This window comes from Sodalis praecaptivus, from assembly GCF_000517425.1.
Taxonomy (GTDB): Bacteria; Pseudomonadota; Gammaproteobacteria; order Enterobacterales; family Enterobacteriaceae; genus Sodalis_A; species Sodalis_A praecaptivus.
The window spans coordinates 2605311-2623467 of the sequence record NZ_CP006569.1 but is presented as its reverse complement, the minus strand read 5'-3'; the positions used below and the strand labels follow the sequence as shown (position 1 = coordinate 2623467).

Here is an 18157-nt window from a genome sequence, read left to right as displayed (position 1 = left end):
ACCCGCAGCGAGACACACTGGACAAGCGCGTGCAAATAGCTAAACTGATTACTGGGTATTTGTACAGGGTTTGGCCATGACACTGGATCTTTTTGAAGACGCGGCGCCGGCGCCCTGGCGTGAGACGATCGCACCGGGCGCGGTTGTGCTGCACGGTTTCGTGCGCGCACACGGGGCCGCGCTGCTGGCGGCGGTGCAGTCGATTGCGGCCCAGGTTCCCTGGCGCCACATGACCACGCCGGGTGGCTACACCATGTCGGTGGCAATGAGCTGGTGCGGCCACGGCTGGAACAGCGACAACCACGGCTATCGCTATACGCAGCGTAACCCTCGCGACGGCCATCCCTGGCCGTCGATACCGCCTATATTGATGGCGCTGGCGGACGAAGCCGCGCAACAGGCGGGATTTCCCCACTTTGTACCCGATGCTTGCCTCATGAACCGTTACGATGTCGGCAGTAAACTCTCATTGCATCAGGATAAAGACGAACATGACTTTGGCGCGCCGATTGTGTCGGTCTCCCTGGGCCTGCCGGCGGTTTTTCAGTTCGGTGGCCTACAGCGCAGCGATCCCGCGCAGCGCATCCCGTTGGCCCATGGGGATGTCGTCGTGTGGGGCGGGCCTGCGCGCCTGCGTTTTCACGGTATTTTGCCGATAAAAGAGGGCTATCATTCCCTTGTCGGGCCGCACCGTATTAATATTACGCTACGTAAGGCGCTTTAGGACTCAACCGGCGCCGGGTTGGCGCATTCTGGCGCCGCGCGGGCGAGGCGAGTAAGGTCAATAATGAACGATGTGCCACAGGCCGGCGCGGCGCTGCCGAGTCGATTTTTTTTGCCGGTTCCTCCTTTGCGCTTTTGTAGCGACGCCACGCGGGCCGAGGAGGGCCTATTTCGCGCTGCCGCGGCCGGGCAGGCCGTGGCGCAATTGTGGCACGCGCCGCTGTCGCTGGTGGCGCCGGTCAGTTATCGCCGCTTCGCCGGCTTTGCTCAGGTCTGCCAAGATTTTGCCGCCGACGGTTGCCCCGTGCTGCTGCGCAAATCCGGCGGCGGGCTGGTACCGCAAGGGCCCGGCATCATCAACTTAAGTTTAGCCTATCCGACGGACCGCGCTTTTGGCGACGCCGCCGAGGACGTGTACCGCCATTTATGCGGGATCTTGACCGATGGGTTGGCGCAGTTGGGCATTGCCACCGGCTGGCAGGCGGTGGCGGGCTCTTTTTGCGATGGGCGCTATAACCTCGCCTGCGGCAGCGGGGCGCAGGCGCGCAAAATTGCCGGTACCGCGCAGTATTGGCGCGCCGTGCCGTATGCCGATGGCCGCAGGGAGCGGCGTCATATCGTGCTGGCCCATGCATTGCTCTTGGTCGATTGTGATCTTCTCGCCGCCCACCGTCTTGCTAATGAATTTGAGTCGCGCTTAGGCACCGGCCGCGTCTATCAGGTGGACAAAACCGTCAGCGTGGCGCAATGCTTCAACGCGCCGGTAGCGCAACTCGTGGCTAGCGTGGCGGAGGCGCTGATAACGCGCATTGCGGGCAGCAGGGCGCCGCTGTAGGGGGGAGGCCGCCAAACCCTTTCAGCGCGCATCATGCCTTGTTCGTTGTCCCTTGGCCCGAGCGCAGCAGGGCGTCTAGGCGGGCGACCGGGCGCCGCCGACAGTGACGGTGCGCTAGCGCCGCAGTCCGGCGTCCTGGTGTGGGAGCGCTAGCGCCGCAGTTCGGCGTCCTGGTGTGGGAGCGGGAGCGCCGTAGTGCGGCGTCCCCCTGCGGCTTTGCGCCTTAAACGCGCTATTGCGCTTTGGCCTGCGGTTAATATCGCGTCGGGGCCAAAGAGGGCTTATCGTTCATGCGGCGCCGTTGTTTTCATGCTGCCTGGACGCATCGGATAACGGTTTGGCCAAATAATACCGCGTATGTTTATGGGCATAGCCCGCGAGATGGCCGTAAGGGCGATAGCCCAATTTTTGGTAAAAGCCCAGCGCTTGGAAACTAAAGGTATCCAAATAGGCCTGATGGCAGCCGCGCGCAATGGCCTCCGCTTCCGCCTGCTGAATTAAACGTCGGCCGAGCCCACCGTAGCGATGCCGTTCATCAATCCATAGATACTGTACTTCAAGCGACCCCCACCAGGTATTGGCGAGCAACCCGGCGATAATATTGCCGGCTTCTGCGGTTACCGTTAAGCGTAACGGGCGCATATCCACGGCCTCGAATTGCGCATTATGCGACCACAATTGTTGTTGAATAAACTTTTCTTCCGCGTCGTTGGCGACGTCGCTGATATGAATAACGTGGTTGTCCTGTTTCATGTAATTGGCTGCCTAAAATGACGGTGATATCGGAGTCAATAACGCTGGATGTGAAAGTGATTTTTTTTCTTCGCGCCGCAAGTCCTACCGCTAAAAAAAGGGAGGCGGCGCGCGAGATTCCAGGCGAAATGGCGTTCGCGGGCCCATGGCCCGTTTTGCTTTTAACGCAGCCAAACGATGACGCCTGCACTTACGCGCGTCAATAAGTAACGAATGCTGCTGGCAGTGGGGAGCGTTATCGCGGCCGTGCCCAGCAAGGGGGAAGCTGCCTGATTATTCTCCCGCGCTGCGAGCTTCAGGCGAACGCAAGCGGGCAATACGCCCGCGTGGTGATGAAGAGGGCCGCGCAGCTACTGCACGGGCGGCGAAAATTTGCTAACGTCATAACCGAACCCACCGCGTAGAGGAGAGTCATCATGGCCCGTCTGACGGCGAAAGATTTTCATCCCGATCTGCTTGAACTGTACGACTATTACGCCCACGGCAGGATAACTAAACGCGAATTCCTCGCCAAAGCGGCGAAATACGCCGTTGGCGGCCTGACGGCGGCGTCAATTTTATCGCTAATGAGTCCAAATTATGCGCTCGCCGAACAGGTGGAGTTTACCGATCCGGCGATTGCGGCGGAATATCTCCACTATCCTTCGCCGAACGGTCACGGGCAGGTACGCGGCTATTTTGTCCGCCCGGCCAAGGCGGCCGGTCCGACGGCCGCGGTAGTGGTGGTACACGAAAATCGCGGGCTTAATCCCTATATTGAAGATGTGGCGCGCCGGCTCGCCAAGGCGGGCTTTATCGCCCTGGCGCCGGACGGACTGAGTTCGGTAGGGGGATATCCCGGCAACGACGATAAGGGCCGGGAGCTACAGACTCAGATTGACCCGGTTAAGCTGATGAATGATTTTTTCGCCGCGATACCCTTTCTGGCGGCGCATCCGGCCGGCAACGGCAAGGTGGGCATTACCGGTTTTTGCTATGGCGGCGGCGTGGCGAATGCGGCCGCCGTGGCCTATCCCGAACTGGGCGCGGCGGTACCCTTTTACGGCCGCCAGCCAAAAGCGGAGGAGGTACCCCGCATCAAGGCGCCGCTGCTGCTGCATTATGCTGAACGGGACACGGCCATTACCGACGGCTGGCCGGCCTATGAAACGGCGCTCAAGGCGGCGGGCAAAACCTATCAGGGCTATGTGTATCCCGGCGTTAATCACGGTTTTCACAACGATTCCACGCCGCGCTATGACCGGGCAGCGGCGGAGCTCGCCTGGCAGCGGACCTTGGACTGGTTCAGGCATTACCTGGTTTGACGCCCGCAAACAGGCAGGCGCGGCGGGAGACGGCGCCCCGAACGGGGCGCCTTGGGTAGTGGGTTACAGCGCCGTTTCACGCCAGGCGGTATAGAGTAAGGAATCCTCCAACGCCAGGGCCGATAGCGGGATAAGTTCACCCGCCGCGACATCCTGTGTCAGCGTCTTGTTGGCCAGCAGATAGAAGGGCGCAACGCCTTCGGCGTCGGCTTTTGCCAGCAGTCGGGCGCTCACATGGTCGATGGTATGATGGTGACCGCCCATCGTCAGCGTTTCGCCCTTGGCCAGCGGCCGCTCCGCGTAGCCGGCCATCACCGCGTGAACCTGCTGATCGTGGGCGCCGGACGGACGATGGTGCAGCACGGCGGAAAAGAGACTGATGGGCGATTCCAGCCCCATGATGTGATAAGGCAGGTACAGCGCGGCATAACGTCGGTTGCGGCTGACCACATGGCCTTTTTCCGCCAGCATGTGCCAGGTCTCTTCGTCGCTACAGCGCACCACGATAAACACCCCGCCGCCGAAGCTGGCTTCGTCGTGGCGGCGCAGGCAGTTGAACACATCCACCACGCCGGTTTGGGTCAGTATGCCGCCGTCCTCGCGCGGGATAAACACATCCGCCAGCTCATGGATATGGCAGAGCGGGTAGTTCAACGTCGGCGTGGCGGGCACGAAGCCGAGCGAATTGGCCACCACGTTCATTTCGCAATAATCGGGCGTCGCGCTTTGCGGCAGCATCGCCAGCGCTTCGCTACGCTGGCGCAGCGTAGCCGCGACATTCTGCTCCGGCAGCGACCACAGCGCGGACAGCTGCGGGACGTCGACGGTTTTATCGGTATAGGCCAGACGGCCGCTGTCCTGATGATAGATATAGTCATATTCGCTGGATTTACCGGCGGCAATCACCTCCAGGCCCAGCACTTTCGCCCAGGTGTAGAGGCCAATCAAATTACTGGGCTGATCGCCGTCCACCGTGGTGTAAACGGCGTTATGCTGCGCCGCCAGGCGATTCAGCCAGGGGCCAGCCACCGAGTCGGTTTCTTTACTGACCATGCCGACGTGAATGCCGCGCTTGATGGCGCTAACGGCGATGTCGATGCTGACCTCGGGCTTGCCGGTGGCCTCGACCACCATATCGAACGTCAGCGCCGACAGTAGCCGGTAGTCGCTGATGATCGCCAGTTCGCCGTTCTGCTGGCAGTGACGCACGTCCCGCTCCGACGCGCAAACGCGGCTATCCTGGTCGCGATAGTGCAGGGCGCTCAACAGCGCCTGGGTGCCGTCGGTGTTCAGATCGCACAGCGCCACGATCTCAATCGCCGGGATAGCGCGGCACTGCGCCAACAGCGAGCGGGCAAATCCCCCGCTGGCGCCGGTGACGGCGATGCGGATGCGACGGCTACCCAGAGCGTCAAACAGTAAATGGTAATTCATGGTAATACCTCGTTATTAGGCAATCAGTAAATTCAGCAGTAACACCAGCAGCAGCCCCAGCAGCGACTGGAAGGACACCAGCAGCGTCCAGCTTTTCAGCGTCTGGCTTACGGTAAGACGGAAATACTCTTTAAACAGCCAGAAGCCGGAGTCGTTGACGTGCGACAGCATCAACCCGCCGGTGCTGGTGGCTAATACCAGTAATTCCAGATTCACGCCGCTATTGGCGGCCAGCGGCGCGACGATGCCGGCGGTGGTGACGACCGCCACCGTGGCGGAGCCGATGGCGATGCGGATCAGGGCCGCCACCAGCCAGGCCAGCACCAACGGCGAGATATTCCAATGCACGGCCCAGTCGGCGATAAGCGTACTAACGTGGGTGGCCAACAGCATTTCTTTGAAACCGCCGCCGGCGCCCAGAATCAGGATCACCGCCGCGGCCGGTCCCAGGCTTTTACCGAGAATTTTCTGCAATTGCTGCATACTATAGCCGGAGCGCACGCCGAGGGCGTACAGAGAAAACAGCACCGCCACCAGCAAAGAGACAATCGGGTCGCCAACGGCGTTGATCAGTTGCGCGAGCGGGTTTTCCGGCGCAATAGCGTGGCTGAGCAGCGTGCGGATCATCATCAGCAGCGGCGGCAGCAGGATGGTAAACATCGACAGGGCGAAAGACGGTTCGCGTTTGCCCTCGGTATGGGCGGTCGGCGGCGCCAGCGGCTGCTCATCGGTGCCCGTATGGCTCAGTTCGGGAAAATATTTCATCGCCAGATGGGTAAAGACCGGACCAGACAGTATGGCCATCGGTACCGCGACGATGAGGCCGTAAAACATCGCCATACCCGCATCGGCATGATAGGTGGTCATCGCCAGCGTCGGTGCCGGGTGCGGCAGCAGCAGACCGTGGGCAACATACAGACCGGCGGCCATCGGGATACCCACGCGCATCAGCGGGGTTTTGGTGCGTCGGGCGATGGCGTACACCAGCGGCACCAGCATCACAAAGCTCACGTCGAATAAATGGGGCAGGCCGATAATCAGCGCCGCCACGCAGATGGTCGCGGGGATCGTGCGGGCCGGGCCCAGGCGGATAAAGGTATTGGCTATCTTATCCGCGCCGCCGGTTTCCAGCAGGACGCCGCCGAGCATAGTGCCTAGCCCTACCACCAACCCCGTCGAGGCCAGCACGCCGCCAAACCCTTTTTCAAAGCTTTTAATCGTGGTGACCGGCGACAGACCGGCGGCGATACCCAAGAATCCCGCCGCGATAATCAACGCGAGAAACGGATGGAATTTAAACCGGGTTATCAAGATGATTAATACCGCAATGGAGCCTATTAACCACAAGAATTGTGTATAATCAAAATGCATATGTCCTCCTGACCCGCAGGGTACAGGCCATGATATTGAATGAAATTTATTCGGCGCCGTCGCGTGCGCTTGTTATTAGGATGCCGCTGTGTTGTGGTTCAGCTCTTTACCACATGCAGGTTAATAGCAAGTTGTTTGATTTTTTCCTGTAATTCCTCCGGCAATAAATCATCGTGAATAATGTCGTCAAAGGCTTGCAGCGGGCAAATATGAAACATGCCGTATTTACCGTATTTGCTGCTATCGGACACCAGCACGTTGCGGCGTGAACTGGCCAGCGCCGCCTGTTTCACCAGCGCTTTCCCCTCATCGGGGGTGGAGAGACCGTGTTCGATATCCCACGAACTGGTGCTAATAAACGCGATATCTAAATTCAGACCGCGGATAAAAGCGGCGGCGCTATTACCGATACAAGATCGGTTACGGCGATCCACCTGTCCGCCGGTATGAAAGAACGTAATATGCTGACGCTCCATGAGGTAGTCACCGATGGTGAAATCGTTCGTCACTATCGTCACTTTTTTTAATTGGTCCCCGATACTGCGCGCGATTTCATAGGTGGTGGTGCCGGCATCCAAATAAATAACCTGGCCGGATTCCACCAATGTTTCCGCCACCCGCGCAATATTGCGTTTGGTTTGATGATGCAATTGCGCTTTTTCCTGCCAGGGTAATTCTTGCTTCAGCGCCTCGTTTAATTTCGCGCCACCGCTGATAATGGTGACTTTACCGTCTTTCTCCAGCATTTGAATATCGCGGCGAATCGTCATATGCGAGACATTCAGTAGCTGCGCCAGCGCCGAAAAGGTCACATAGGCGTGCTGGTAGAGATAGCTATAAATAAAACTTTGGCGCTCTTCTGGCAGCATCTCGATTCTCGTTACGCAGGGCGTTTAAAAGTGACATTCAATTCGTGGATCTGCTCCGCGGTCAACGTCACCATGCCGTGGGGCAGGAGGGTGAAGTATAAGCGCGCGGTGTCTTCCAGCTCCTCGGCGTTAAACACCGCTTCCCGCAGACTGCCGCCGCCAACCACCGGCCCATGATTGGCCAGCAACATGGCGTTATGGCTCGGCGCCAGCGCGCCTATCGCCTGCGCCAGCGCCGGATCCCCCGGGCGAAAATAGGGCACCAGCGGCAAGGTTCCCACGCGCATCACGTAATAGGGCGTGATCGGCGGCAGACAGTTGGCGGCATCCAGCCCCGGCAGGCAAGACAGCGCGGTCAAGGACGGCGAGTGCAAATGCACCACCCCGCCGGTTTGCGGCCGCTCGCGATAAAACGCCCGGTGCATGACCGCTTCCTTGGAGGGTTTATCCCCGGCGACCCACTCCCCCTGTTCATCCAATTTGCTGAGTCGTTCCGGGTCAAGCGCACCAAAACTGGAGTTGGTGGGCGTGACGAGAAAGCCCCCGTCGGGCAGACGACAACTGATATTCCCGGCGCCGCCGCTGCTATAACCGCGCATAAACAGCGAATGGGCCAGGGAGACCATCTGCTCACGTAATTCGGCTTCAGTCATGATAAAGTTCCTGTGCTTTACTGAAAAAATCGGTGGTGCCAAAATTGCCTGATTTCAGCGCCAGCCACAGCGGCCGGTGCAAATCCCGCACCCAGGGTACGCCTGGCGCGATAGTGTCTCCGAGAGTGAAAGCCGTCACCCCCAGCTTTTGTGCGATCAAACTCGAGGTTTCGCCGCCGGCGACGATAAATTTACTAAAGCCTTGCTCGCACAGCAGGGTGGCGATACGGGCGAAGCAGGCTTCGATCATCGCGCCGATATCTTCGCCGGGATAGCGCTGGCGCAAGCGTTGAACCACCTCCGGCGCATCGGTGGCATACAGGAGCGGCGCGGGAAAATCGGGCTGCGCACTGACCCACTGCGCCATCTCACGGGCATAGTCTTCGGCATTCTGGCGGCAGCGGGCGATATCCAGCGCGCGCGCCGGCGCATGTTGTTGGTACCAGGCGACTTGCCGATTGGTCATCTGCGAACAGCTGCCGGACAAAACAACGCCGCGGCCCGCGCGGGGCGGCGTCTCTCGGGTTTGCGCCGCGGCGTGCTGGCCGGTCGCGTGGGCGGCAATGGCGCCGCCGAGCCCGGAGCCGCCGGTCAGCAGCACCGACGCCGGCAATGCGGCGGCGAGGGCCGCCAAATCGTTTTCGTCGAGCGTGTCGGCCACGACGTAGCGGCAACCTTGTTGTTGCAGCACCTCAAGGCGCTGGCGTATCGCCGCCTGCCCCTGGCGAATACTGGCGAGCGGCAGCAGGCCCGTTTGCCCCGCGGATTGGGCATCCATCAGGCGCAATAGATTGGCGTCGGTCATCGGCGTAACCGGATGATGACGCAGGCTGGATTCACTCAGCAACTGGTCGAAAACGAATAGATAGCCATGCACCACCGTGCGGCCATTGACCGGCAGCGCCGGGCAGAGGACGGCCATGGTTTGCCCCGTTTCCGCCAGCAGCGCATCGGTCACCGGGCCGATATTGCCCTGCGCCGTGGAATCGAACGTGGAGCAATATTTAAAATAGAGCTGTTCACACCCCTGTTCACGGAGCCAGCGCGCGCTTTGCAGCGACAGGGATACCGCCTCCTGCGCCGGACAAGAGCGGGTTTTCAGCGAGACAACCACCGCATCGGCGGGCGTCGACAGCGCCTGCGTCGGCACGCCGTTCACTTGCGTCACCCGCCAGCCGGCGGCGGCGAGAAAGCTGGCGATATCCGTCGCCCCGGTAAAATCGTCGGCAATAACGCCAAGCCTGAAGGCCATATTAGCCGTTTCCTTGCTGATGTGAGAATACGTTAAATTATGTGAGAACTACTTTCACATTACTATGATGGTATTCACGAAAAACCAACGGGCATATGACGGGATTTAGACGCTTGTTATCTGATTTTTATAGACTTTAAAAAATGGTGGCCTTCACATCGACGTGTGAAAATATGATATTGCCGCGCGCTAGGGATTGATAACTTGACGCGTCGTCGCAAAATGCTAGCCCGAAGAGGACGGTGTTTAAGGGTAAACGTTAAGGAACCGCGAAGCCGCAACGACCATAGCCGCCCAGCAGGCGGCGCCTGAGGCGCGCGGGGATAAAGCGGCGTTTAACGCTAAAAACGGCTTGGGGAGAGGCAGCGGCGCCAGAGCGTTGGCACACAAACAGGCGACCTTGCGGGTCGCCTGTTTGACAGCGGAGCGCGGCTTACACCACCGGCGTATTGCGGATCAGGTAATCGAAGGCGCTCAATGAGGCTTTGGCGCCTTCGCCGGCCGCAATGATTATCTGCTTGTAGGGCACGCTAGTGCAGTCGCCGGCGGCAAAAATGCCTTTCACGCTGGTTTCACATTTGGCGTCAATAAGGATTTCGCCCGTCTGATTGCGTTCCACCGTTCCCTCCAGCCACTGGGTGTTGGGCAGTAGGCCGATTTGCACAAAAATACCCGCGACGGCCAGCTCATGTTCACCGTGGCTGACACGATCTTTATAGCGCAGGCCGGTGAGCTTGGTGCCGTCGCCCGTCACTTCCAGCGTCTGGGCGTTGAGCAAAATATCGACGTTGTTCAGACTACGTAATTTCGCCTGCAGCACGGCGTCGGCGCGCATGGCCGGCGCAAATTCCAGCAAGGTGACATGTTCCACCAGGCCAGCCAAGTCGATGGCCGCTTCCACGCCGGAGTTGCCGCCGCCGATGACCGCCACCCGCTTGCCCTTGAACAGTGGACCGTCGCAGTGCGGGCAGTAGGTCACGCCGCGGGTACGATAAAGCTCCTCGCCCGGCACGTTCATATTCCGCCAGCGCGCGCCGGTGGCGATAATGAGGCTGCGGGCCGTCAGGCGCGCCCCGGAGGCGGTTTCAATCTGATGCGGCTGGCCCGGCGCGGCGGCGGGAATGAGCCTGCTGGCGCTTTGCACATCAATGACGTCGACATCATACTCATCCACGTGGGCTTTCAGCGACGTGGCCAGTCTGGCGCCTTCGGTTTTGGGCACCGAAATGTAGTTTTCGATATCGACGGTATCCAGTACCTGACCGCCAAAGCGTTCGCCCAGCAGACCGGTACGGATCCCTTTACGGGCGGAATAGACCGCCGCCGCCGCGCCGGCAGGACCGCTGCCGACGATCAGCACGTCATACACCTCGCGCTGATTAAGCGCCTGCGCCGCACGGGCCGCCGCGCCGGTATCAATCTTGTTGACGATTTCACTCAACGTCATGCGTCCCTGGCCGAACGATTCGCCGTTCATGAACACGGCCGGCACGCCCATGATGTTGCGTTCCTGAATCTCGTTTTGGAACGCGCCGCCGTCAATCGCCGTATGGTGAATGCGCGGATTCAGTATCGCCATTAGGTTCAGGGCCTGCACCACGTCCGGGCAATTGTGGCAGGTCAGGGAGTAATAGGTTTCAAAATGGAACTCGCCGTCGAGCTGGCGAATCTGATCCAGCAGCGACTGCGCTTCCCGGGAGGGGTGTCCGCCGGTTTGCAGCAGCGCCAACACCAGCGAGGTGAATTCATGGCCCAGCGGTGAACCGGCAAAGCGCGGCCCGTGATCCACGCCGGGATTCGCCACCCGGAAAGAGGGCTTGCGTACCGGCAGCTGATTATCTTCCCGCCAGCTCACCTTGTCCGACAAGTCGGCGATATCCGTCAGCAGCCCGCGGATTTCGGCGGATTTGGCGCCCTCATCCAGTGTGGCAACTAACTCAACCGGTTTGGTCAATTTCTCAAGGTAGGCTTTGAGTTGGGTTTTCATCGTAGTGTCGAGCATGGTCTCTCCCGGGAGGCTAAAACGGGCGCAGCGCACCCGCTAAGGCAAATAACGTCAAAAAGTCGGATAAACGGCGAAGTTAGATTTTGCCGACCAGATCCAGCGACGGTGCCAGCGTAGCGTCGCCTTCTTGCCATTTCGCCGGGCAGACTTCGCCGGGATGGCTGGCAACATATTGCGCGGCTTTCACTTTACGCAGCAGGTCGCTGGCGTCGCGGCCGATGCCTTCGGCGGTGACCTCAATGGCTTGGATGATGCCCTGCGGATCGACAATAAACGTCCCGCGGTCGGCCAAACCTTCGTCTTCGCGCAGGTTTTCAAAATTACGCGTCAGGGTACCGGTCGGGTCGCCAATCATCGCATATTGGATTTTGGCGATGGTTTCGGAACTGCCGTGCCAGGCTTTATGGGTGAAATGGGTGTCGGTGGAAACGGAATAAATATCGACGCCCAATTTTTGGAATTCAGCATAGTGGTCCGCGACATCACCCAGCTCGGTCGGGCAAACAAAGGTGAAATCGGCCGGATAGAAGAAAAAGACACTCCATTTCCCTTCGACATCTTTATCGGTGACCTGAATGAATTCACCGTTTTTGAACGCTTGATTGCTAAAAGGCTTGATTTTGGTGTTGATTAAAGACATTTCCTACCTCCGTTTGATTGATGGGCAAAAATTAACAAATGATGCTGTAGCAATCCAATATGTAGATGTTATCGATTCAATCAGTCATACCTTTGTTATCTGCCGCGGCGGCGCCCTTACCGCGTCGGGATACCCCCTGCTAACGTCAGCGCGTGTCGCTCCACTCCCGTTAATCTTTACCGCTCATCAGCAGCGCCACCCCGCGCCCGCCGGGCGTCAATTCCAGCGCGAGTTTAACCGCCAACGTCAGCGGCACCGCCAGCAGCGCGCCGGTGAGGCCAAGCAGGCTTTGCCATACCAGCAGTGACAGGAAGACGGTGCAAAGCGATAAATCGAGACGGCGCCCCATCAGCACGGGCTCCCAAAGAAAGCTGAAAACCAGATTGATCAGCAGCAGCGCCGCCAATAGCCCCAGCCCGGTGGCGGGGCCGTTAAATAAAAAGGCCAGGAGCAGCGGCGGGATGGCGGCGATAATCGACCCCACCAGCGGGATAAAATTCAATACTAAGGCCAACACCCCCCAGATAAAGGCGAATTTGACGTTCAACAGCAGCAGCGCGCCCCACACCGCCAGCCCGATAAACAGGCTGACTAGGGTCTTCAGCGCCAGATAACGCGTTACGCTGTCCAGGCCTTGCTGTAGCGCCGTCCACTGCGGCGACGGGCAGCGCAGCAGGCGCCGGCATTTAACCGACAGCGCCGGCGCATCCAACAGCATAAACACCACCAGCATAAACACCATCACGATGCCCGTGAGCATCCCCGATATCCGGCCGACGGCGCGGGTGGCAAGCGTGAAAAGCTGGGCGGGATCAAAAATAGCCCACAACGACTCGACCGTTAACGTCATACCGACACGCTGTAGGAGGGCGGGCACGCCTTGAAGTCGGTCGGCCAGCAGCAGGGGCAGATAGCTGCTCAGCTGCCTCAATTCCGGCAGCGCCGCCATGATCGTGCCCAGCGTCATCAGCAGGGCCAGCAGGATCCCGCCGCTTACGGCGATGACCGCCAGGGCGCGCGGTATCTTGAGGGAGACCAGCCCGTTGATGGGGCGCATAAGCACCAGCGTCAAACAGAGCGCCACCAACAGCGGCACCAACACCGGCGCGGCGAGGTGAACGCCAAGGATGAATAAGATGAGGCAAGCGAGGTTAACGCAGGCACGATCGGGGGACAGGGTTGCTTTTTCCATGTATTACCGTGAGAGCCTGTAGAGCGCCCGCAGGCGGCCCGGCGCCGGAGGAGGGCGTTTGGCACGCCGCCGCGGGCGGGCGGCAGAAAACGATGCGCCGGCGTGGCGTATCGGTGCTAAGAGAACCCGGGGTTTAGAAATTCAGCTGGCCCGCCACGTAGGGGCCTTCCACCAGGCGTTCATTGGGGCGGTTGTTTTTCCCGTCCATACCGATATAACGATAACCGGCTTTCAGCGTCACCAGATCGATGGGCGTCCAGCTAACACCGCCGTCCACATCGAGATAATTCTTGGCGCTATTGCTCAATTGGCGTGAGGCGCTATAGGCGCTTGCGTAAACGCCCACACCGTGGACCAGCGGCAACTTGACGCCGGCACCGACCGGGAAGACCACGCCTTCGCCGGCGCCGGTAGACCCTTTAATATAGTTGGCCTGCACGCCAAGATTGAACATGGCAGGTCCGACCGGCAGATTGATACCGGTTTCCGCACCGGCCACTTCCCGGCCGTTTTGGTTGTTTTTAACCCAACCGCCGTTGATATACAGACCGGAGGATTGCTGGCCCAGACCGATATTCACATCGGTGAAATGGGTGCCGGTGCTTACCATGCCATCCATTGCCCGCGCGGCGGGAATGCTGAGCATCGCCATCAAGGCACAGCCGATGAGGGCGGGACGTGTTGTGGTTGTTACGCGCATTGTTCATTACCTCTGCAAGATTCAACTCAAGGACGGGCCGCCACAAACACGGCGGGCGCCGGACGATAAGGAAATACCTTTCTACGTTGGGGCGCAATTTAATTATGTAAATTCATAATATATAGTTTTAACTTCCGTTCTAAGCCGACCCTTCAGGTTTATTCTCTATCGGCCGCGGATGACGTCCACGCCGCACGAGGGGCGGCATGCCGCGGTCAATGTGTGATCCTTCGCCCAAAATTCAAACAATTTAGGTGAACCTCTTCACGCACGCTTGCGGCGTTAGCGGTGAGAATTTAGATTGTATTTGTATTGTATACAATATGAATACTTAACGAAGTGATCCCCTTTATCCCGATGGTGGTCAGATTGACCAGCGGTACCACGCGTTAAACGGAGACGTCTACAACGGTCATAAGAGTCGACACGGGGTGTCTGCGCATCGACTGATGTCAACCAAAGAGGTTCGCTATGCAATGGGAAAACAAAGAAACGGTCGCGGCGGCGAGCAGCGCGACCGGGGCCAAAAAAACCAATGTCCGCTGGATGGTGGTGGCGGTGTTGTTCTTCGTGACCTTGATTAACTATGCCGACCGCGCGTCCATTTCTCTGGCCGGGCCTGGCATGGCAAAAGAGTTGGGTTTAAGTGTGGTGGACATGGGGTTTATTTTCTCAGCGTTCGGCTGGGCCTATGTCATCTTTCAATTGCCCGGCGGTTGGTTGTTGGACCGCTTCGGCTCGAAAATGATTTACAGTCTGAGCATCTTGCTCTGGTCGCTGTTCACTTTAATGACCGGGTTGGCGGGCTTTGTTACCGGCGCAACCGCGGTAATGGTCATTTTTATTTTGCGCTTTCTGGTCGGTGCGGCGGAGTCCCCCTCGTTTCCGGCCAATAGCCGGATTGTCGCCTCCTGGTTTCCGGCGTCGGAGCGCGGTACGGCGGCGGCCATTTTCAATTCTGCCCAATATGGTTCCACGGTGTTTTTCGCGCCGCTGATGGGGTGGCTGGCCCATACCTATGGCTGGCATTCCGTCTTTACGGTGCTGGGATTGATAGGCATCGCTTTTCTGCCGGTCTTTCGCAAACTGGTGCATAGCCCCAACCGCCACACCATGGTCAACGCGGCGGAACTGGCGTACATGGAGCAGGGCGGGGCGCTGGTGAATATCGACCCCGACAAGCAAGAGCGCGCCGCCCATAAAGGACCGCGCTTGAGCTATTTGAAGCAGCTACTGTCCAGCCGGATGATGCTTGGGATCTATTTCGCCCAATATTGTCTTAACGCCATCGGCTTTTTCTTTATCACCTGGTTCCCGGTATACCTGGTGCAGGAAAAGCATATGTCAATCATGAAGGCGGGGATGGTAGCGGCCATTCCGGCGGTGTGCGGTTTTGTCGGCGGTATCATGGGCGGTTTTGTTTCCGATATGCTGATTCGCCGTGGGATGTCGCTGTCGTTAGCGCGTAAAATCCCCATCGTCGGCGGGATGGTGCTGTGCTGCATCATGGTGCTGTGTAATTACACCGATTCTGAATCGGCGGTCATCTTTATCATGGCGATGTCTTTTTTGGGTAAAGGCATTGGCGGCATGGGCTGGACGGTTAACGCCGACACCGCACCGAAGGAAATTGCCGGGTTATCGGGTAGCGTACTGAATACCTTTAGCAACTCCTCCAGCATCACCACTCCCGTTATTACCGGATACATTCTGCAAGTGACCGGTTCGTTTCACGCCGTGCTCTGGTTTGTGATAGCCCATGCGGTGGTGGTGATGCTCTGTTACCTGTTCGTGGTCGGAAAAATCAAACGTTTCATTCTCACGGATACACCATAACCCGCCGAAGTAAGGAGTTATAGGATGTCGACAGCAGAAACGCCCAGAATCAAGCAATCGTTGAGTTTCATCGCTTACGAGAAAATTAAAGCGATGATCCTGAATATGGAATTACAGCCCGGCAGTTCGCTGACCGAGATGTGGCTAATCGGCAAATTAGACATGAGCCGTACACCGATTCGTGAGGCGCTGTACCGGCTACAGCAGGAGCGGTTTGTTGAGCTGACCCGCCATAAAGGCTGGTATGTCAGCGAAATCAAATTGCGGGATATCCAGGAGCTGTTTGTGATCCGCGAGGCGCTGGAGGGCATTTGCGCTCGCCATGCGACCGCGCGTATCAGCGATGAGGCATTGACGAAGATGGAGGCCTATCTTGATTCGCTGGAGGCCCCTTTGCTGGCGAATGAAGAAGCGGTCGTCGATCCGGGCGATACCCTGCATGATTTGATTTTTACCTATGCCGACAATCAGCTCATCAACACGATGATGGCGATTCATTTGGAACGTCTGCGCATGTTTCACGTTATCGCCAGCAATTTGCCGGGCAGGAAATTACAGTCCTGGCGCGAGCACCGGGAAATTTTGTATGCGCTAAAAGCCCGTGATGAAGATCGCGTCGAGCAAACCATGCGTCGGCATATCCGCAGCAGTCTCGACAGCCTGCTGCAAGATCTGCTGCAAAAAAACCAGACGCTTAACGCGCTGTAGCGCGCGGGCGCCGACGGCAAATCGCCGCAGGGGCGGCCGGCTGCGCGAATTTTAGGAGAGAGTATGCGAAAAGTGATTGTGTTTGGCGTTGATGGCTTATCGATGCCGTTACTGAAACGCTACGCGGCGCAGGGCGCGTTACCGAATATTGCCCGGATGCTGCAACAGGGGGCGGCGACCGAGCTGTTGCCCTTTATTTCCGCCTGGGGCGATGTCAACTGGGTGGCCTTTATGGCGGGCCAAGGGTTGGGTACCGCCTGGCGCGGACAGGCGCTGCCCGCCGATAACCATCAGACCGGCAATTTACTTGACCAGATGACGCGTCAGGGGCTGAAAGCCGCCTTGGTACATTTTCCCGAGACTGTCGTGGCCGACGCCGGGCATTTCAGTTTCGCGCCCTACTGGGGCAGAAGCGCGCCCTGGGCCGCCGAACATTTTAAACCCATGGGCCATACCACCCGCTATCAGGCGCGCACCGGCGATAAACACATCAAGCAGCAAAAGCTTGGCTGGCCGCCCAACGGCACGCTGGCCTACCATGATAAAGGCGCCTGGCAGCCGCTGGAAAAAGGCGCTGACGGAGGCTATGCGCTAACGTTGCAGGGGCAGCGCGGCAACACTTTAACGCTGCCCCTGGGCGAGCAAGAGGGAAAACCGGTGATCTGGATAGGCGACCAGGCCGTGGCGCTGGCCGAAGGCGAGTGGAGCCCCTGGTGTTCACTGCGCGCCCTCAACGTGAGCGGCAGCGTGCGGTTCTATCTGGGATGCTACCGGCCCGAACGCGACGAGGTTGAGATTCTGCAAGCGCAGGTCACCGACCCGGACCAGCTGTGTGGCGCGTCCGAACAGGCCAGGGCGCTGCTGGCCCACGCCGGGCCGTTTTTCAGTAAGTGGGTGGTCAAAGCCTCGCCGCAGGAAGATTACCCACAGGCCACCTACCAGGAAGGGGATGAACAGTCGCTGTGGCTCGCCGATACGGCGCTGACATTAACCCAGCAGCAGGGCTATGCCCTATGGGCGACGGTGCATCGGTTGGTGGACGAATCGCACCATAACTGTCTCGGTCAATGCGATCCGGCGTCGCCCTTCTTTGATCCGGCGCAGGCGGCACGCTATGACGCGGTGATGCGCGATTGCTACCAGATCCTCGATAAGACCATGGGCAAGCTTATGGCGCAGATGGACGATGAAACGGTGCTGATGCTGGCGTCCGATCACGGTGCGGTGCCCAACGCCTATATGTGCGATATCTACCGCTACTTGGCGAAGCATCAGCTGGTGGTGCTGGACGAACAATTAAAACCGGATATGGCGCGCAGCCAGGTCTATTTGAAAGATGAACGCGGCGGCCTGGAAATTTTCGTCAATTTGGCCGGACGCGAGGCGACAGGCATCGTGTCGCCCGCCGATTACGATGCCGTGTGCGCCAAAACGCTGCACGCCTTGGGCAGTTGGCATGTGCTGGAGCAGGGGCAATTGCGCAATGCGGTTAGCCTGGCGCTATTGAAAGACGACGCGGCGGGCATTGGCTTTTGGGGACCGTGCGCGGGGGATATCGTTTTTGCCTATAACGCCGGTTTTGTCTGGGGCGTAAGCCGCGGCGGGGAAGATATTTGCCCGGTCGAGGTGCCGGGGGCCAATCACGGGCCGCAAAAACCCACCGCCGCGACGGCGATGTCCTCCAATTACGGCGCGCTGGTGATGATGGGGGCGGGCGTGCGCGCCGGCTACTACCACGATCGCGCAACGCTCGGCCCTTACACCATGGTGGATCCGGCGGCGACGATAGCCCATTTACTCGGCCTGCCGCTGGCGACGCTGGATGGCCGCGTGATGCACAGTCTTCTCGCGGATGGTCACACTCACCCCTAAGGACGGTTCC

General features: G+C 59.0%; 16 protein-coding genes. 6 read left to right on the top strand and 10 right to left on the bottom strand.

Annotated features, from left to right (window positions below; genetic code table 11):
• Positions 1-76: 76 nt before the first annotated feature.
• Both alkB and SANT_RS11570 read left to right on the top strand, forming a co-directional pair.
• Positions 77-724: a DNA oxidative demethylase AlkB gene (gene alkB / locus SANT_RS11575; protein WP_025422457.1), complete on the top strand. Its 648-nt coding sequence runs from the start codon at positions 77-79 to the stop codon at positions 722-724.
• A 63-nt stretch (positions 725-787) separates the two neighbouring features.
• On the top strand, positions 788-1558 hold the full coding sequence (locus tag SANT_RS11570) for a lipoyl protein ligase domain-containing protein (RefSeq protein ID WP_025422456.1): 771 nt from the start codon (positions 788-790) through the stop codon (positions 1556-1558).
• Between the two features lie 288 nt (positions 1559-1846).
• Here the strand turns inward: SANT_RS11570 and SANT_RS11565 are convergent, their stop codons facing one another.
• Complete coding sequence (locus SANT_RS11565) at positions 1847-2311, bottom strand: GNAT family N-acetyltransferase (protein ID WP_051440161.1); 465 nt, start codon at positions 2309-2311, stop codon at positions 1847-1849.
• A 416-nt stretch (positions 2312-2727) separates the two neighbouring features.
• Between SANT_RS11565 and yghX the strand changes: the two genes are divergently transcribed.
• A complete protein-coding gene (gene yghX, locus SANT_RS11555; protein ID WP_025422453.1) occupies positions 2728-3615 on the top strand; it encodes a YghX family hydrolase in 888 nt (295 codons plus the stop codon).
• Between the two features lie 63 nt (positions 3616-3678).
• Here the strand turns inward: yghX and SANT_RS11550 are convergent, their stop codons facing one another.
• From SANT_RS11550 to SANT_RS11510, 9 genes are all read right to left on the bottom strand, one after another.
• Positions 3679-5049, bottom strand: a complete 1371-nt coding sequence (locus tag SANT_RS11550) for an NAD(P)H-dependent oxidoreductase (RefSeq protein WP_025422452.1) — start codon at positions 5047-5049, stop codon at positions 3679-3681.
• Between the two features lie 15 nt (positions 5050-5064).
• The gene (locus tag SANT_RS11545; protein ID WP_025422451.1) at positions 5065-6420 is read right to left on the bottom strand and encodes a gluconate:H+ symporter; all 1356 of its coding nucleotides are present in this window, start codon (positions 6418-6420) and stop codon (positions 5065-5067) included.
• A gap of 98 nt (positions 6421-6518) precedes the next feature.
• Positions 6519-7289: a DeoR/GlpR family DNA-binding transcription regulator gene (locus SANT_RS11540; RefSeq protein WP_025422450.1), complete on the bottom strand. Its 771-nt coding sequence runs from the start codon at positions 7287-7289 to the stop codon at positions 6519-6521.
• An 11-nt stretch (positions 7290-7300) separates the two neighbouring features.
• The gene (locus SANT_RS11535; RefSeq protein WP_025422449.1) at positions 7301-7942 is read right to left on the bottom strand and encodes an aldolase; all 642 of its coding nucleotides are present in this window, start codon (positions 7940-7942) and stop codon (positions 7301-7303) included.
• Positions 7935-9194, bottom strand: a complete 1260-nt coding sequence (gene otnK / locus SANT_RS11530; protein WP_025422448.1) for a 3-oxo-tetronate kinase — start codon at positions 9192-9194, stop codon at positions 7935-7937. The genes SANT_RS11535 and otnK overlap by 8 nt, the downstream gene beginning before the upstream one ends.
• A 433-nt stretch (positions 9195-9627) precedes the next feature.
• Positions 9628-11196 carry an alkyl hydroperoxide reductase subunit F gene (ahpF, locus tag SANT_RS11525; protein WP_025422447.1) on the bottom strand — a complete coding sequence of 523 codons (1569 nt, stop codon included), beginning with the start codon at positions 11194-11196 and terminating at the stop codon, positions 9628-9630.
• Positions 11197-11275: 79 nt separating this feature from the next.
• Positions 11276-11839: an alkyl hydroperoxide reductase subunit C gene (gene ahpC / locus SANT_RS11520; RefSeq protein WP_025422446.1), complete on the bottom strand. Its 564-nt coding sequence runs from the start codon at positions 11837-11839 to the stop codon at positions 11276-11278.
• A 169-nt stretch (positions 11840-12008) separates the two neighbouring features.
• A complete protein-coding gene (locus SANT_RS11515) occupies positions 12009-13031 on the bottom strand; it encodes an AI-2E family transporter (protein ID WP_025422445.1) in 1023 nt (340 codons plus the stop codon).
• A gap of 133 nt (positions 13032-13164) precedes the next feature.
• Positions 13165-13731, bottom strand: coding sequence for a YfaZ family outer membrane protein (locus SANT_RS11510; protein WP_071882021.1), 567 nt, complete (start codon positions 13729-13731; stop codon positions 13165-13167).
• 471 nt (positions 13732-14202) lie between these two features.
• Between SANT_RS11510 and SANT_RS11505 the strand changes: the two genes are divergently transcribed.
• The 3 genes from SANT_RS11505 to SANT_RS11495 all read left to right on the top strand — a co-directional run bounded on the left by SANT_RS11505 (position 14203) and on the right by SANT_RS11495 (position 18147).
• Positions 14203-15567, top strand: a complete 1365-nt coding sequence (locus SANT_RS11505; protein ID WP_025422443.1) for an MFS transporter — start codon at positions 14203-14205, stop codon at positions 15565-15567.
• Between the two features lie 24 nt (positions 15568-15591).
• Complete coding sequence (locus SANT_RS11500; protein WP_025422442.1) at positions 15592-16275, top strand: GntR family transcriptional regulator; 684 nt, start codon at positions 15592-15594, stop codon at positions 16273-16275.
• A 63-nt stretch (positions 16276-16338) separates the two neighbouring features.
• Complete coding sequence (locus SANT_RS11495; RefSeq protein ID WP_025422441.1) at positions 16339-18147, top strand: alkaline phosphatase family protein; 1809 nt, start codon at positions 16339-16341, stop codon at positions 18145-18147.
• Positions 18148-18157: the final 10 nt, after the last annotated feature.

Bases quoted from the DNA above. Each gene is read 5' to 3' on its own strand.
- alkB (WP_025422457.1), top strand. From the start codon at position 77: ATGACACTGGATCTTTTTGAAGACGCGGCGCCGGCGCCCTGGCGTGAG.
- SANT_RS11570 (WP_025422456.1), top strand. From the start codon at position 788: ATGAACGATGTGCCACAGGCCGGCGCGGCGCTGCCGAGTCGATTTTTT.
- SANT_RS11565 (WP_051440161.1), bottom strand. From the start codon at position 2,311: ATGAAACAGGACAACCACGTTATTCATATCAGCGACGTCGCCAACGAC.
- yghX (WP_025422453.1), top strand. From the start codon at position 2,728: ATGGCCCGTCTGACGGCGAAAGATTTTCATCCCGATCTGCTTGAACTG.
- SANT_RS11550 (WP_025422452.1), bottom strand. From the start codon at position 5,049: ATGAATTACCATTTACTGTTTGACGCTCTGGGTAGCCGTCGCATCCGC.
- SANT_RS11545 (WP_025422451.1), bottom strand. From the start codon at position 6,420: ATGCATTTTGATTATACACAATTCTTGTGGTTAATAGGCTCCATTGCG.
- SANT_RS11540 (WP_025422450.1), bottom strand. From the start codon at position 7,289: ATGCTGCCAGAAGAGCGCCAAAGTTTTATTTATAGCTATCTCTACCAG.
- SANT_RS11535 (WP_025422449.1), bottom strand. From the start codon at position 7,942: ATGACTGAAGCCGAATTACGTGAGCAGATGGTCTCCCTGGCCCATTCG.
- otnK (WP_025422448.1), bottom strand. From the start codon at position 9,194: ATGGCCTTCAGGCTTGGCGTTATTGCCGACGATTTTACCGGGGCGACG.
- ahpF (WP_025422447.1), bottom strand. From the start codon at position 11,196: ATGCTCGACACTACGATGAAAACCCAACTCAAAGCCTACCTTGAGAAA.
- ahpC (WP_025422446.1), bottom strand. From the start codon at position 11,839: ATGTCTTTAATCAACACCAAAATCAAGCCTTTTAGCAATCAAGCGTTC.
- SANT_RS11515 (WP_025422445.1), bottom strand. From the start codon at position 13,031: ATGGAAAAAGCAACCCTGTCCCCCGATCGTGCCTGCGTTAACCTCGCT.
- SANT_RS11510 (WP_071882021.1), bottom strand. From the start codon at position 13,731: ATGCGCGTAACAACCACAACACGTCCCGCCCTCATCGGCTGTGCCTTG.
- SANT_RS11505 (WP_025422443.1), top strand. From the start codon at position 14,203: ATGCAATGGGAAAACAAAGAAACGGTCGCGGCGGCGAGCAGCGCGACC.
- SANT_RS11500 (WP_025422442.1), top strand. From the start codon at position 15,592: ATGTCGACAGCAGAAACGCCCAGAATCAAGCAATCGTTGAGTTTCATC.
- SANT_RS11495 (WP_025422441.1), top strand. From the start codon at position 16,339: ATGCGAAAAGTGATTGTGTTTGGCGTTGATGGCTTATCGATGCCGTTA.